This is a genomic window from Hydrogenophaga sp. (assembly GCF_048549895.1).
GTDB lineage: Bacteria > Pseudomonadota > Gammaproteobacteria > Burkholderiales > Burkholderiaceae_C > Hydrogenophaga.
The window spans coordinates 1-15,569 of the sequence record NZ_JBLYYB010000057.1; the positions used below are offsets into that span (position 1 = coordinate 1).

The following is a 15,569-nucleotide window of genomic DNA, read 5'->3' on the forward strand; positions in this document are numbered from 1 at the left end:
CGGGTTGAAGGTGATGCTGCGCGCCCAGCCGATGCCCGCGCCCAGCGTGTCGCCGTAGCTGAAACCACCGCAGGCGACCACCCCTTTGAAGTCGGCGAGCTTGGCGCGGCCGGTCTGCAGGTCGGTCATGTGCACGTCGTAGGCCTCGAAGCCGGCCTGGGTGAAGGCGTAGGCCATCTCCACGTGCGAGTTCACGCCCTGCTCGCGCAGGATGGCGACTTTGGGGCGGGTGAGCAAAAGTCCCGTTCGGGCTGAGCCTGTCGAAGCCCCTCTAGCGGTGCTTTCCCGATCGTCCTGAGCTTGTCGAAGGGCAAGCTCAGGGCGAACGGCTGTTTCTGCACTCGGGTCAAAGGTCAACTTCGTGTGCAGGCCCGGGTCTTCGGGGCGTCCGGCTGCGGCGTGCTCGGCATCGGCGCAGGCCGGGTTGTCGCGCTGCTGGTTGATCTTCCAGCTCACGCTGTCCCAGACCTGGTGCAAATCAAACAGGCTGGCCGAGAACACGGCCTTGGTGTCGCGCCACACCTGCAGCTGGCCTTTACCGGCGTCCATCGCGGAAGACACTGGCCGGGTCTTGCCGACGAAGTGGCTGTGTTTGCTCAGGCCGTGCTCGCGCAGGGTCTGCATCACGGCATTGCGGTCGTCGGTTTTCACCTGCAGCAGCACGCCCAGTTCTTCGCTGAACAGCGCCTTGAGCGTGAGCTCCTCGCGCCGCGCGCTGACCTGGCCGGCCCAGTTCTTGGCGTCGCCCATCTCGGCGCGGCTGTCGCTGATGCCGTCGCCTTCGGTCACGAGCAGGTCCACGTTGAGCGCCACGCCCACGTGGCCGGCAAAGGCCATCTCGGCGGCGGCCGCCAGCAGGCCACCGTCGCTGCGGTCGTGGTAGGCGAGTATCTGGCCCTGCGCGCGCAGCGCGTTCACCGCATTGACCAGGTTGACGAGGTCTTGCGCGTCGTCCAGATCCGGCGCTTCGCCACCGCCCTGCCCCAGCACCTGGGCCAGCACGCTGCCGCCCATGCGGTGGCGGCCTTTGCCGAGGTCAACCAGCACCAGCGTGGTGTCTTCCAGCGTGTTGTTCAACTGTGGCGTGAGCGTGCCGCGCACATCGGCCAGCGTGGCGAAGGCGCTCACGATCAGGCTCACCGGCGAGGTCACCTTCTTCGTGTTGCCGCCCTCCGTCCACTGCGTGCGCATGGACAGGCTGTCCTTGCCCACGGGAATCGAAATGCCGAGTGCCGGGCAGAGTTCCATGCCCACGGCTTTCACGGTTTCGTACAGCGCGGCGTCTTCACCGGGTTCGCCGCAGGCGGCCATCCAGTTGGCGGAGAGCTTCACGCGCGGCAGTTCGATGGGCGCGGCCAGCAGGTTGGTGATGGCCTCGGCCACCGCCATGCGGCCCGAGGCGGCGGCGTCCAGCGCGGCCAGCGGCGTGCGCTCGCCCATGCTCATGGCCTCGCCCGCGAAGCCCTGGAAATCGGCCAGGGTCACAGCGCAGTCGGCCACCGGCACCTGCCAGGGGCCGACCATCTGGTCGCGGTGCGACAGGCCGCCCACGGTGCGGTCACCGATGGTGATGAGGAAACGCTTGGAGGCCACGGTGGGGTGGCTGAGCACGTCGATCACGGCCTTTTGCAGGTCCACGCCGGTGAGGTCCAGCGGGGTGGGTGTGCGCGCCACGGTCTTCACGTCGCGGTGCATCTTGGGCGGTTTGCCCAGCAGCACGTTCATGGGCATGTCGACTGCGTTCTGGCTCCCTCCCCCGCTGGGGGGAAAAGTCTCCCCGCGCCCTCCCCCACTGGGGGAGGGGTGGGGTGGGGGCACGCTTGAAGTGGCGTCGTCGGCGCGCGCGCCCCCATCCCTGCCTTCCCCCAGCGGGGGAAGGGGCAAATTCACGTCGCCCAGCACGAGCTGCCGCTCCTCTGTGGCCACGCCAATCACGGCAAACGGGCAGCGTTCGCGCTCGCAGAAAGCCTTGAACGTCTCCAGCGATTCGGGCGCGATCGCCAGCACATACCGCTCCTGACTTTCGTTGCACCAGATTTCCTTGGGCGCCAGGCCACTCTCTTCCAGCGGCACGGCGCGCAGATCAAAGCGCGCACCGCGTCCCGCATCGTTGGTGAGTTCGGGAAAGGCGTTGGAGAGGCCGCCCGCGCCCACGTCGTGGATCGCCAGGATGGGGTTGTTCGCGCCCTGCTGCCAGCAGTGGTTGATGACCTCCTGCGCGCGGCGCTCGATCTCGGGATTGCCGCGCTGCACGGAATCGAAGTCGAGCGAGGCGGCGTTGGTGCCGCTGGCCATGGAGCTGGCCGCGCTGCCGCCCATGCCGATCTTCATGCCCGGGCCGCCGAGCTGGATCAGCAGCGAGCCAGCAGGGAATTCGATCTTCTGCGTCTGGATGGCGTCGATCACGCCCACGCCGCCGGCGATCATGATCGGCTTGTGGTAGCCGCGCTGCACACCGTCCACCGCGAGTTCGTATTCGCGGAAGTAGCCCAGCAGGTTGGGTCGGCCGAACTCGTTGTTGAAGGCCGCGCCGCCCAGCGGGCCCTCGGTCATGATCTGCAGCGGGCTGGCGATGTGCTCGGGCTTGCCACCCGGCTGGTCGGAGAGGCCACCCCAGAGCTTGCCCACCGTGAAGCCGGTGAGACCCGCCTTGGGCTTGGAGCCACGGCCGGTGGCGCCCTCGTCGCGGATCTCGCCGCCCGCGCCGGTGGAGGCACCGGGGAACGGGGAGATGGCGGTCGGGTGGTTGTGGGTTTCCACCTTCATCAGCACGTGGTGGGTGGCGGTCTCGGCCACATAAGCCGGCGAGGCATCGCCGCCCGCGCGCGCCACGAAGCGCTCGACCACGCTGCCTTCCATGATGGACGCGTTGTCCGAGTACGCCACCACCGTGTGCTGCGGCGCGAGCTGGTGCGTGTGGCGGATCATGCCGAACAGGCTCTTGTCTTGCGCCACGCCGTCGATGGTGAACTGCGCGTTGAAGATCTTGTGCCGGCAGTGCTCGCTGTTGGCCTGCGCGAACATCATCAGTTCAACGTCGGTCGGGTTGCGCTTCAAGCCGGTGAAGGCGCTCACCAAATAGTCGATCTCGTCATCGGCCAGGGCCAGGCCCCAGTCGGTGTTCGCGCGCTCCAGCGCACCTCGGCCACCACCGAGCACATCGACCTGCTCCATGGGCGCAGGGTGCAACTCGGTGAACAGGGCCTGCGCCTGGCTGCGGTCGAGCGAGACGTTTTCCGTCATGCGGTCGTGCAGCAGGTCGGCCACGGCTTGCAGTTGCTCGGTGGACAGGCTGGCCTTGCCCAGCAGGCCGCTCTTGAGCTGCAGGCGGAATTCAACCAGCCGCTCGACCCGGTGCAGGGCCAGCCCGCAGTTGTGCGCGATGTCGGTGGCTTTGGAGGCCCAGGGTGAGACCGTGCCCAGGCGCGGCATCACCAGCAGGGCCGGGGCGCCGGCCGCTTCGAGCTTGAGGTGCGCCTCGGTGGCGGGCTCACCGTAGGTCAACAGCTCGCCCACGCGCGCCACGGTGGCCGCATCGGGCTCGCCGTCGAAGGCGGCGAGGTGCACGAAGCGGGCCGAGAGGCCGGTGATCTTGTCGGAGAGGGCTGCCAGGCGGGGCAGGAGTTGCTGGACTTTGAAGTCGCTGATGGCATTGCCGCCATCGAAAGTGCGCAGGTGCAGGGACACGTTGGGAGCCTGAGGTGCGTAGACCCGGGGGGTGGGCGGAGCGCCGATTTTACCCGCGTGGCCCGCCCAGTCATCGCCACCGATACCCTGCGCCGCAGGGGCCGGTGGGATAATCTGCGCCCATGAGCATCACCTACAAAGACGAAGCGGGCATCGAAGGCATGCGGGTGGCTTGCCGCCTGGCCTCCGAAGTGCTGGACTACCTCACGCCGCTGATCCAGCCGGGCGTCACTACGCTGGAGATCGACCGCCTGGCGGCCGAGTTCATGAAGCAGCAGGGCACGGTCTCGGCGACCATCGGCTACCAGCCCAGCGGTTACCCGCCCTACCCCGGCCACCTCTGCACCTCCATCAACCACGTGGTGTGCCACGGCATCCCGAACGAGAAGCCGCTGAAAAAAGGCGACATCCTCAACGTGGACGTGACCGTCATCAAGGACGGCTGGTTTGGCGACAACAGCCGCATGTACATGATCGGTGGCGAGGCGGCCTGTTCGGTGCAGGCCCGCCGGCTGACCCAGGTGACCTATGAGGCCATGTGGAAAGGCATCGTGATGGTCAAACCCGGCGTCCGCCTGGGCGACATCGGTCACGCCATCCAGACCTTCGCCGAAGGCAACGGTTTCTCGGTGGTGCGCGAGTTCTGCGGCCACGGCATCGGCCAGAAGTTCCACGAAGACCCCCAGGTGCTGCACTACGGCCGCCCGGGCACGCTGGAGGAGCTCAAGCCCGGCATGACCTTCACCATCGAGCCGATGATCAACGCGGGCAAGCGCGACATCAAGGAAGCCGGCGACGGCTGGACCATCGTCACGCGCGACCGTTCGCTCTCGGCCCAGTGGGAACATACGGTACTGGTCACAGAAACGGGTTACGAGGTGCTCACGCTCTCGGCCGGCAGCCTGGCACCGCCGGCCTTCGTGACGCCGGCCGCCGCCGTGGCGGCCTGAGCCGATGGACCCGCTCCTGGCGCCTGCGGGCGACATCGGCGCGCTGCGCCAGCGCTACCGTGACGACAAAACCGCTCTCTTTGCACTGCTGCGCGACCAGGGTGCCTCCACCCGGGGCGTGCGCCAGGCGCTGCAACAGCTCTCGCGCCTGACCGACCAGACCTTGCGCGAACTCTGGAGTCGGGCTGGTTTTGGTGCTGGTTTTTCCCTGATTGCCGTGGGCGGCTATGGCCGCGCCGAGCTGTTTCCGTATTCCGACGTGGACGTGCTGGTGCTGCTGCCCGACGGTGCACAGCCCGACGAAGACGCTGAACTCAAGAAGCAGCTCGAAGACTTCATCGGCGCGTGCTGGGACCTCGGCCTGGAGATCGGATCAAGCGTGCGCTCGGTGAGCGACTGCGTGGAAGAGTCGGCCAAAGACGTGACGGTGCAGACCTCCATGCTGGAGAGCCGGCTGATCTGTGGCAGCAAGAGCGCTTTCAACCGGTTGGTCACCCTGCTCGACGAGGTCATGGACCCCAAGGCCTTTTATGTGGCCAAGACGCTGGAAATGCGCCAGCGCCACACCAAATACGAAAACACGCCGTACTCGCTGGAGCCCAATTGCAAGGAGTCGCCCGGTGGCCTGCGCGACTTGCAGATCATTCTCTGGGTGTCCAAGGCAGCAGGCCTGGGCCGCAGTTGGGACGACCTCGCCCGCAGAGGCCTGGCCACGCCGCTGGAGGCACGCCAGATCAAGGCCAACGAGGCCCTGCTCAGCCTGATCCGCGCACGCCTGCACCTGCTGGCCAACCGGCGCGAAGACCGCCTGGTGTTCGATCTGCAGACCGCGGTGGCCGAGTCGTTCGGCTTCAAGGCGCAGGTACCCGCCGTCATCACCGCTGGCCCAACCGGCCAGCCGCACGCAGCCCCCACAGCCAAAGGCACGCGCCGCGCCAGCGAGGCGCTCATGAAGCGCTACTACTGGGCCGCCAAGGCCGTGACCCAGCTCAACCAGATCTTGTTGCTCAACATCCAGGAACGCCTGCAGGACGACATGGCCGGTGTGGACCGCCTGCGTCCGCTGAATGCGCGCTTCTTTGACAAGGGCGGCATGTTGGAGGTGGCCAGCGACGACCTGTACGTGCAGCAACCCCACGCCATCCTGGAGACCTTCCACATCTACCAGACCACGGTGGGCATCAAGGGCTTCTCGGCCCGCACCCTGCGAGCGTTGTACAACGCGCGACCGGTGATGAACGCACGCTTTCGTGCCGACCCGGTCAACCGCGCGCAGTTCCTGCAGATCCTGAAAGAGCCCGAAGGCATCACCCACGCGCTGCGCATGATGAACGAGACCTCGGTGCTGGGGCGCTACCTCTGGGTTTTTCGCCACATCGTGGGCCAGATGCAGCACGACCTGTTTCACGTGTACACCGTGGACCAGCACATCCTGATGGTGCTGCGCAACGTGCGCCGCTTCTTCATTGCCGAGCATTCGCACGAGTACCCGTTCTGCTCGCAACTGGCCGCCGGCTGGGACAAGCCGTGGATCTTCTACATCGCGGCGATCTTTCACGACATCGCCAAGGGCCGCGGCGGCGACCACTCCGACCTGGGCGCCAGGGACGTGCGCACTTTCTGCCGCCAGCACGGAATCGACCGCGAAGACAGCAAGCTGATCGAATTCCTGGTGTCCGAACACCTGACCATGAGCCGCATGGCGCAAAAGGAAGACCTGAGCGACCCCGACGTGATTGCGGCGTTCGCCAAACGCGTGGGCAACGAGCGTTACCTCACCGCGCTGTACCTGCTCACCGTGGCCGACATCCGCGGCACCAGCCCCAAGGTGTGGAACGCCTGGAAAGGCAAGCTGCTGGAGGACCTGTACCGCTACACGCTGCGCGCACTGGGCGGCCGCGCACCCGATCCGGGCGCGGTGATCGAGGCCCGCAAGCGCGAGGCGCTGTCCATGCTGGCGCTGCACGCGCTGCCGCACATGGCGCACAAGGCGCTGTGGGACACGCTGGACGTGAGCTACTTCATGCGCCACCAGGCCGACGAGATCGCCTGGCACACGCGGGTGCTCACACGCCAGATCAACCAGACGGCCACCAAAGCCGCCGCCAAGGTCGCCACCGCAGGCGATGGGGTGGTGGCCGACCGCTGCATCGTGCGTGCCCGCCTCTCGCCCGAAGGCGAAGGTCTGCAGGTGCTGGTGTACGCGCCCGACCAGAACGACCTGTTTGCCCGCATCTGCGGCTATTTCGACAGCTCCAACTTCAGCATCCTCGATGCGCGCGTGCACACCACGCTCACCGGCCATGCGCTTGACACCTTCCAGGTGGTGGCACCCACGCTCTCGGAGCACTACCGCGAACTCATCGCCATGGTCGAGAACAACCTGGCGCAGACCATCGACGAGTGCGGCCCCTTGCCCGCGCCCATGAAAGGCCGGCTCTCGCGCCGGGTCAAGAGTTTCCCGGTCACGCCCCGGGTGGATCTGCGGCCGGACGAGAAGGCCCAGCGCTGGCTGCTGTCGGTCTCGGCCAGCGACCGCGCCGGTCTGCTCTACGGCATTTCACGGGTGCTGGCGCGTTACGACATCAACGTGCAACTGGCCAAGATCACCACGCTGGGTGAACGGGTGGAAGACACCTTCCTGATCTGTGGAGCACAGTTGCAGATGAACAAGCGGCAGATCGAGATCGAGACCGAGTTGCTGGAGACGCTGGAGGGCTGAGGCGCTCAGCAACGCACAGGATTGCGGCAGAAGCGATCCAGTTCCCGCACCGTGGACTGGCGCAACACGGCCTGCTTCGCGTTCGGCCCCACCTCCAGACTCAGCTTCATCTCATACTTTTTGAAGAAGTCGTCGAACAACTCGCCGCCCAGCGTGCCGGTGGCCGTGAGCTGATCGGACTTCGCGTCGTGCTCCAGCAGCACGGCACACAGCGGCTGTTCGGCTGGACCGTCGAGCACCTGGGCACCGCGCGCCGGGTCGTACTGGCTGTGGTCGGCGCAGCAGTGGATGAGGTCGCTGCCCTTGCTCGGTGTCTGCGGGTTCACCGCCGCGCCCTTGCGAAAACTGATGAAGCTCAGGTCTTTGGTGGGGTACACCAGCTTGTGCGCGCAGATGGCTGAGAACGCCACCAGGCTGCGCCGGGGGCCGACGCCGCCAGGCCATTGATACGGCTGCTTGTCGCGCGTGACCAGTTGGGTGGCTGCGGCCGCCTTGCCCAGATCGAGCAGGAACACCGGCGTGGCCTCGAACGGGTAGTGAAAAACATAGTTGGTCTGGGCGCGCAGACTGGCTGCCTTGAGTGGCTTGCCCAGCTCGTCCACCAGCAGCACCCTGCCGTGGCTGCGCGGTTTGGCGTCGGCCGCCCAGGCCGAGCCCGACAGCGCGGTGGTCAACGCGCCCGCACCCAGGGCGCAACTCTCCACGAATTCACGACGATCCATCGGTAGACCCCATGCGTTGAAACAGCGACCACGAACCCGGTTTGCACCGCAGTGAACCGCATGGGCGGTCGTGGTGTCAACCCAGGCGCACAAGTCCCGCTCAAATCCGGGGACAAACCGGCTTTACACAACCGGACGGCAGACGCGAATTTTTTCACGGAAAAGTTTCACTGCCTGCGCGATTTGAATGCGGGTGCATCCAAACCACCGGACCCTGCGTAGTTACTGTACGGGGTATCAAGTTTTGCCCTTTGCGGCACCGAAAAGGAAAGGTCTTCTCATGTATTCCACCCATGCTTTGCGCACCAACACGGCCACCCGATCTGTCGCCACCCATGCGCGTCACGCGCTGGGCATCTTGCTGCTGGGCGCCGGCCTCTGGGCCAGTCAGGGCGTGGCCCGCGCTGCCACCGCCAGCACGGTGGTCGAGGCGGTCCAGTTGCCGGCCTGGGTGGAGCGCAATGGCCAGCGACGTCCGGCCGAGCCCGGGGTGCTGCTGCGCGACAACGACAAGGCCATCACCGCCGGTCATTCGCGGATGCTGCTGCGCATGGCCGATCGCAGCGTGATCAAACTGGGCGAGCAAACCGAATTCCACATCGAAGCCGTGACCCTGCGCCAACCGCAAGCCGCAGGCCCATCGGAACTCTCGGCCACGCTGCGCCTGGTCACCGGCGTGTTTCGTTACGCCACCGACTACGCCAGCAAGGCCCTGGGCAACAAGCGGGAACTCAACCTCAAGATGGCCACCGCCACGGTGGGCATCCGGGGCACCGATTTCTGGAGCATGACCGACGCAGCGCACGACGCCGTGTGCATGTTCGAAGGCAAGGTCGAGGTCGTGCGCGACGCCAAGCCCGGCATCATGCTGGACAAGCCTGGCGCGTTCTGGGCGGTGTTCACCGGCGAGCCGGAAAAGCCCGCTGGCCAGGCCACACCGGACCAGCTCGCCAAGTTCATCAACCAGGCCGAAATGCAGCCTGGCCAGGGCATCCTGTTGCAGGGCGGTCGCTGGCGCACGGTGGCGGGCTTGATGCCCAGCGGTGTTCAGGCCAACGCGCTGCGCGCCAGCCTGCAGACCGCAGGCTACCCGGCCGATGTGGTGGCCAAAGACGGCAAGTTCGAGGTTCGGATCAACCAGCTCGCCACGCGCGAAGATGCTGAAGCCGTGCTCAAGCAACTGCAGGCCAACACCGCACTCGGTGTGACCGATGGTCGTGTGGCATTGGCCACCCGCTGAACAGACAGCGGCCGCCGCGCAGGGCCGCCCCAGGCAAGGCCAGCCGCCCCTGGGGGCAGCGACCCGCGCTACGGCGCAGCGTGGGGGCTCAAAGCTGGAGTTGTGCCCAGGCCTTGTCCAGCCGCTTGACGCTCACGGGCTGCGGCGTGCGCAACTCCTGCGCAAAGAAACTCACGCGCAGCTCTTCCAGCAGCCAGCGCAGCTCCTGCAGGCGCGCGTCCTGCACACCCTTGCGCTCAGCCACCAGACGCCAGAAACGCTGGTCTTGCGGGCGCAACTCGGCCAGCCGGGAGGCGTCGCGCGCAGGGTCGGCCCGCAGTTTGTCCAGCCGCAACTGCACCGCTTTCAAGTAGCGCGGCAGGTGCTGCAGCTGCGCGTAGGGCGTTTGCAGCAAGAACTTCTTGGGCACCAACCGCGCCAGTTGTTGGCCCACGTCGGTGGCCACATCAGCAGCGGGTTTGCTGTCCTTGAGCTTGCGCGCAGCGGCCGCGTATTCGGTGAGGATGGCGCCCGCGCTGCGTGAGATCTCGCTGGCGATCAAGGTCAGGCGCCCTCTGCCCTCGTCCACCCGCTGCTTGAAAGCAGCTTCGTTGGTGGGCAGCGGCTCGGCCAGGAAAGCGCGGTCCAGCGCGAGTTCCAGAATCTGCGTGCGCAGCTCCTCCAGCGTGCCGCCGCCGCCCGACTCCTTGCCCACCTGCATGTAGGCGGCGGCCATGGTCTGCAGGCCGGGCAGGTTTTTCTCCAGGTACTTCAGCGCGTCGCGGATCTGCAGCGCGCACAGGCGGCGCAGGCCTTCGCGGTGGCGGGCCTTGGCCACATCGGGTTCGTCGAACACCTCCAGGCGCACCGCGTCCCCGTCGTCGATGAGCGCCGGGAATCCGATCAGCGATTGCTGGCCTTTGTGAATCTCCATGAGTTCGGGCAGTTCACCGAAGTCCCAGCGGGTGTGGCGCTGTGCGGCGCTTGCGGGTTTGACCCCCTCTCCCTTTGGGAGAGGCCTGGCCTGTCCTGAGCCTGTCGAAGGAGGGTGAGGGCTTTGTGGGCGCGCCAAGCCCTCACCCTGCCCTCTCCCCGAGGGAGAGGGTGAAGACCGGTCGCCGGCTGCGGCAAGCGAGCCCAGCTTGAGCGAAGCCAGCGCCTGAAAGGCCCCGCGAGCCTGACTGCCCAGCTCGGCCTTCAGCGCCGCCAGGCTGCGGCCCTGGCCCAGCTGGCGGCCGTGTTCGTCCACCACACGCAGGTGCATGAAGTGGTGCGGGCTGAGCATGTCGACCTTGATGTCGTTGCGCTGGATGTCGAGCTGCGTGGCCTCGCGCACGAGTTTGAGCAGCGCGTCCATCAGGTTGCCGGCGCCGAAGGCAGCGGGTTCACACAAGGCCTGCGCAAAGCGCTCGGCCGTGGCCGGCAGCGGGACCAGGCGCGAGCGTGGGCGCTGGTGCAGCGTCTTGAGCAGCGCCAGCAGTTTGTCTTTGAGCATGCCGGGCACCAGCCAGTCGCAGCGGTCGTCGCTGGCCTGGTTCAGCGCAAAGATCGGCAGCGCGACCGACAGGCCGTCGCGCGGGTCGCCGGGCACGTGCAAATACTCGCAGGCGCAGTCCACGCCGCCCAGGCGCAGCGTTTTGGGAAACGCCTGTGTGGTGATGCCCGCCGCCTCGTGGCGCATGAGCTCTTCGCGCGTGAGCAGCAGCAGTTTGGGGTTGCGGCGCACCTCGTCCTGGTACCAGCGCTCGAAGGTGGCGCCGTTGCAGATGTGCGCGGGCAGCTGCTGGTCATAGAAGGCGTAAATGAGCTCGTCGTCGACCAGCACGTCTTGTCGACGCGACTTGTGCTCCAGCTCGGCCACCTGCTGCACCAGCTTCTGGTTGGCGGCCAGGAACGGCAGACGCGTCTCCCAGTCGCCGGCCACCAGCGCTTCGCGGATGAAGATGGCGCGCGCTCCCACCGGGTCCACGCGGCCGTAGTCGGTGCGCCGGTTGTTGTAGACCACCAGGCCGTAGAGCGTGGCGCGCTCCAGCGCCGTCACCTGGGCCGATTTCTTTTCCCAGTGCGGGTCGAGCAACTGCTTCTTGAGCAGGTGCGATCCGACCTGCTCCAGCCACAGCGGCTCGATACCGGCGATGCCGCGGCCGAACAGGCGCGTGGTTTCCACCAGCTCGGCGCAGACGATCCAGCGGCCGGGTTTCTTGCTGAGGTTGGCGCCGGGGTGGCGGTAGAACTTGATGCCGCGCGCGCCCAGGTACCAGTCTTCCGCCTCGCTCTTCTGGCCCACGTTCCCCAACAGCCCGGCCAGCATGGCCAGGTGCAGTTGTTCGTAGCTGGCCGGCGCGGTGTTGATCTGCCACTTGTGTTCGGCCACCACGGTGTGCAGCTGGGTGTGGATGTCGCGCCACTCGCGCACCCGGCGCACGTTGACGAAGTTCTCGCGCAGCAGGTTCTCGTATTGGCGGTGGCTCAGTTTGTGGGAAGCTTCCGTTCGCACTGAGCTTGTCGAAGTGCCCTTCGCGCGCTGGGCTTCGACAGGCTCAGCCCGAACGGTGGAGCGCCCACCCCGGCTGTCCTCAAGCCATTTCCAGAGCTTGAGCGTGCCGCTGAATTCGCTCTTCTTGTCGTCGAATTTGGCGTGCGCCTGGTCGGCCTGCGCCTGTTTGTCGAGCGGGCGGTCGCGCACGTCCTGCACGCTCAGGGCCGAGGCGATCACCATCACCTCGTCGAGTGCACCGCGCTGCTGCGCTTCCAGGATCATGCGGCCCACGCGAGGGTCCAGCGGCAGGCGCGAGAGCGTCTGGCCAATCGATGTGAGCTCGTTGTTGTCGTCCACCGCGCCCAATTCGGCCAGCAACTGGTAGCCGTCAACGATGGCGCGTTTTTGTGGTGCTTCGATGAAGGCGAAGTCTTCCACCGCGCCCAGGCGCAGCGCCTTCATGCGCAGGATCACACCCGCGAGCGAACTGCGCAGGATCTCGGGGTCGGTGAACTTCGGGCGGGCGTTGAAGCCGGCCTCGTCGTAGAGGCGGATGCAGATGCCGTCGGCCACACGGCCGCAGCGCCCGGCGCGCTGGTTGGCCGCGGCTTGGCTGATGGGCTCCACCATGAGTTGCTCCACCTTCTGGCGGAAGCTGTAGCGCTTCACGCGCGCGGTGCCCACATCAATCACGTTGCGGATGCCGGGCACGGTGAGCGAGGTCTCGGCCACGTTGGTCGAGAGCACGATGCGCCGACCGCTATGCTCCTGGAAGATACGGTCCTGCTCGGCCTGCGAGAGCCGCGCGAACAGCGGCAGCACCTCGGCGTTGCGCAGCGTGGGGATGTGGCTCAGGTGCTTGCGCAGGTGGTCGGCGGCTTCGCGGATTTCACGTTCGCCCGGCAGAAAAACGAGGATGTCGCCGCCGGCGGGCCCGCGCCAGAGTTCGTCCACGGCGTCGGTGATCGCGCTGTTGAGGTCGTAGTCGCGGCTCTCTTCAAACGGGCGCCAGCGCACCTCCACCGGGAAGGTGCGGCCCGAGACCATGAGCACCGGCGCTGGCCCACGCTTCGAGGCGAAATACTGCGCGAAGCGGTCTGCGTCGATGGTGGCCGAGGTCACCACCACCTTGAGGTCGGGCCGGCGCGGCAGCAGCTGGCGCAGGTAGCCCAGCAGGAAGTCGATGTTGAGGCTGCGCTCGTGCGCCTCGTCGATGATGATGGTGTCGTAAGCGCGCAGGTCCGGGTCGGTCTGGGTTTCGGCCAGCAGGATGCCGTCGGTCATGAGCTTGACGGAGGCGTCTTTGGAGAGCCGGTCCTGGAAACGCACCTTGAAGCCGACCACGTCGCCCAGCGGTGTTTTCAACTCCTCGGCAATGCGCTTGGCCACGCTGGAGGCTGCAATGCGCCGCGGCTGCGTGTGGCCGATCATCTGGCCGCGCTGCCCGGGTTTGGCGTTGCATTTGCCGCGCCCCATGGCCAGCGCAATCTTCGGAATCTGCGTGGTTTTTCCCGAGCCGGTTTCCCCGCACACGATCACCACCTGGTGCTCGCGCATGGCGGCCTCGATCTCGTGGCGGCGCGCGGACACGGGTAGCGAGTCGGGGAATTCGATGTGCAGGGGCTGGGCCGGGCGGGAGGCGTTGGGGGAATTGACAGCGTCGTTCACGGCGGTATTATCGCAGGGCACAGGTTCACGTGCAGCACGTGTTTTCGTGTTTCTGAACAGGAACCCCTCATGACCAACCTGACCATCTCCCTAGACGAAAACCTGGTGAAGCAGGCCCGGATCAAGGCCATCCAGGAAGGCACCTCGCTGAGCGCCAAAATCCGCGAGTTTGTGGCCAGCTACGCACAGCCCGCTGCAAGCGCCGCGCCCGTGATCATTCCGGCGCTGCCGGTCTCCAAAGCCCGGGGCGGCCTGATGCCGGGCATCAACCCCGACAGCCACCGCTCCATGCTGGACGCCATGGACGCCGACCAGCAGGCTGGCCAGGTTTCATGACGCCCGATGTCAACGTGCTGGTCGCAGCCTTCCGCCCGGACCACCCTCACCACAGCCCCGCCCGCGCCTGGCTGAACGACGCTGTCCAGAAGGCCGCGTTCAAACACACGCCGCTGGTGCTGCTGGGCATGGTGGTCACGGGCTTTTTGCGGGTCACCACCAACCCCAGGGTGTTCAAGCAGATTGACGCACTGGAAGACGTTGTCTCCTTCGTCGACACGCTGCTGGCCTGCCCGGGGGTGGACTACCAGGCCTCGGGTGCCGGCTGGCCTGGCTTTCGCGACCTGTGCCTGAACCGTCAGGCCAACGGCAATCTCGTCTCCGACGCCTGGATCGCCGCCACCGTCTTGCAAGTCGGCGAAACGCTGTGCACTTTCGATCGCGACTTCACGCGCCTGCTGCCTGCCGACAAGCTCCAACTGATCAAAGCCTGACCCAACATGTCCAACGTCTTCAACTTCACCTTCGTCCCCTGGTTCCGCTCGGTCGCGCCCTACATCCACAAGCACCGCGGCAACACGCTGGTGGTAGGCATCGCGGGTGAGGCCATCGCTGCCGGCAAGCTGCAAAACGTGGCGCAAGACCTCGCGCTCATCCAGAGCATGGGCGTGGAGATCGTGCTGGTGCACGGTTTCCGCCCGCAGGTCAACGAACAACTGCGCGCCAAGGGCCACGAACCCAAGTACTCGCACGGCATGCGCATCACCGACTCGGTGGCACTGGATTGCGCGCAAGAGGCCGCCGGCCAGCTGCGCTACGAGATCGAAGCCGCCTTCAGCCAGGGCCTGCCCAACACGCCCATGGCAGGGGCCACGGTGCGTGTGATCTCGGGCAACTTCATCACCGCGCGCCCGGTGGGTTTGATGGATGGCGTGGACTTCCAGCACTCGGGTCTGGTGCGCAAGGTCGACACCGAAGGCATCCAGCGCACGCTGGACATGGGCGCGCTGGTGCTGCTCTCGCCGTTCGGTTTTTCGCCCACCGGCGAGGCCTTCAACCTCACCATGGAAGACGTGGCGACCTCGGTGGCCATTGCGCTGCAGGCCGACAAACTGATGTTCCTCACCGAAGTGCCCGGCCTGCGCACCGACCTGGCCGACCCCGAGAGCGACATCGACACCGAGATTCCGCTGGCCGACGCCAAGAAGCTGCTCGCCAGCCTGCCCGCGCCCACCCAACCCACAGACCCGGCGTTTTATCTGCAGCACTGCATCCGCGCCTGCGAAGGCGGCGTGGAGCGCAGCCACATCCTGCCGTTTGCGGTGGACGGTGCGCTGCTGCTGGAGATCTACACGCACGACGGCTTCGGCACCATGGTGGTGGACGAAAAACTGGAAAGCGTGCGCGAAGCCACCATGGACGACGTGAGCGGCATCGTGGCGCTGATCGAACCGTTCGAGAAAGACGGCACGCTGGTCAAGCGCGACCGCACCGAGATCGAACGCGACGCCGGCAACTACACCATCATCGAACACGACGGCGTGATCTTCGGCTGCGCCGCGCTCTACCCCTACCCGGAAGCGCGCACCGGCGAGATGGCTGCGCTCACCGTGTCGCCCGACACGCAGAGCCAGGGCGACGGCGAACGGCTGCTCAAACGCATTGAAGTGCGGGCCAAGGCCCAAGGCCTGCAAAGCATCTTTGTGCTCACCACCCGCACCATGCACTGGTTCATCAAGCGTGGTTTCGTGCAGGTCAACGCCGACTGGCTGCCCGAGGCCCGCAAACGCAAATACAACTGGGACCGCAAGAGCCAGGTGCTGGTGAAAAAGCTGGGCTGACCGCT

At 66.4% G+C, this 15,569-nt stretch carries 9 protein-coding genes; 6 read left to right on the forward strand and 3 right to left on the reverse strand.

The features are described 5' to 3' along the window. On the reverse strand, positions 1–3,687 hold a 3,687-nt coding region (gene purL / locus ACN4F8_RS05800; protein WP_419472677.1), incomplete at its 3' end, for a phosphoribosylformylglycinamidine synthase. Between the two features lie 122 nt (positions 3,688–3,809). On the opposite strand from purL, the gene map reads away from it, so the two are divergent. Both map and ACN4F8_RS05810 read left to right on the forward strand, forming a co-directional pair. Then, complete coding sequence (map, locus tag ACN4F8_RS05805) at positions 3,810–4,637, forward strand: type I methionyl aminopeptidase (protein ID WP_419472678.1); 828 nt, start codon at positions 3,810–3,812, stop codon at positions 4,635–4,637. Between the two features lie 4 nt (positions 4,638–4,641). Beyond that, positions 4,642–7,359, forward strand: coding sequence for a [protein-PII] uridylyltransferase (locus ACN4F8_RS05810; RefSeq protein ID WP_419472679.1), 2,718 nt, complete (start codon positions 4,642–4,644; stop codon positions 7,357–7,359). A 5-nt stretch (positions 7,360–7,364) separates the two neighbouring features. On the opposite strand, the gene ACN4F8_RS05815 is transcribed toward ACN4F8_RS05810, so the two are convergent. After that, positions 7,365–8,081: a (2Fe-2S)-binding protein gene (locus ACN4F8_RS05815; RefSeq protein ID WP_419472680.1), complete on the reverse strand. Its 717-nt coding sequence runs from the start codon at positions 8,079–8,081 to the stop codon at positions 7,365–7,367. A 280-nt stretch (positions 8,082–8,361) separates the two neighbouring features. On the opposite strand from ACN4F8_RS05815, the gene ACN4F8_RS05820 reads away from it, so the two are divergent. Further along, positions 8,362–9,321 carry a FecR domain-containing protein gene (locus ACN4F8_RS05820; protein ID WP_419472681.1) on the forward strand — a complete coding sequence of 320 codons (960 nt, stop codon included), beginning with the start codon at positions 8,362–8,364 and terminating at the stop codon, positions 9,319–9,321. An 88-nt stretch (positions 9,322–9,409) separates the two neighbouring features. On the opposite strand, the gene hrpA is transcribed toward ACN4F8_RS05820, so the two are convergent. Further along, positions 9,410–13,447: an ATP-dependent RNA helicase HrpA gene (gene hrpA / locus ACN4F8_RS05825; protein WP_419472682.1), complete on the reverse strand. Its 4,038-nt coding sequence runs from the start codon at positions 13,445–13,447 to the stop codon at positions 9,410–9,412. A gap of 69 nt (positions 13,448–13,516) precedes the next feature. Between hrpA and ACN4F8_RS05830 the strand changes: the two genes are divergently transcribed. From ACN4F8_RS05830 to argA, 3 genes are read left to right on the forward strand one after another with little or no spacing between them, the layout of a single operon-like run. Continuing rightward, positions 13,517–13,783, forward strand: a complete 267-nt coding sequence (locus tag ACN4F8_RS05830) for a DUF6364 family protein (RefSeq protein WP_419472683.1) — start codon at positions 13,517–13,519, stop codon at positions 13,781–13,783. After that, a complete protein-coding gene (locus ACN4F8_RS05835) occupies positions 13,780–14,217 on the forward strand; it encodes a TA system VapC family ribonuclease toxin (RefSeq protein WP_419472684.1) in 438 nt (145 codons plus the stop codon). The genes ACN4F8_RS05830 and ACN4F8_RS05835 overlap by 4 nt, the downstream gene beginning before the upstream one ends. Before the next feature lie 6 nt (positions 14,218–14,223). Next, entirely contained in the window at positions 14,224–15,564 is a 1,341-nt protein-coding gene (gene argA, locus ACN4F8_RS05840; RefSeq protein ID WP_419472685.1) for an amino-acid N-acetyltransferase, read from the forward strand. Positions 15,565–15,569: the final 5 nt, after the last annotated feature.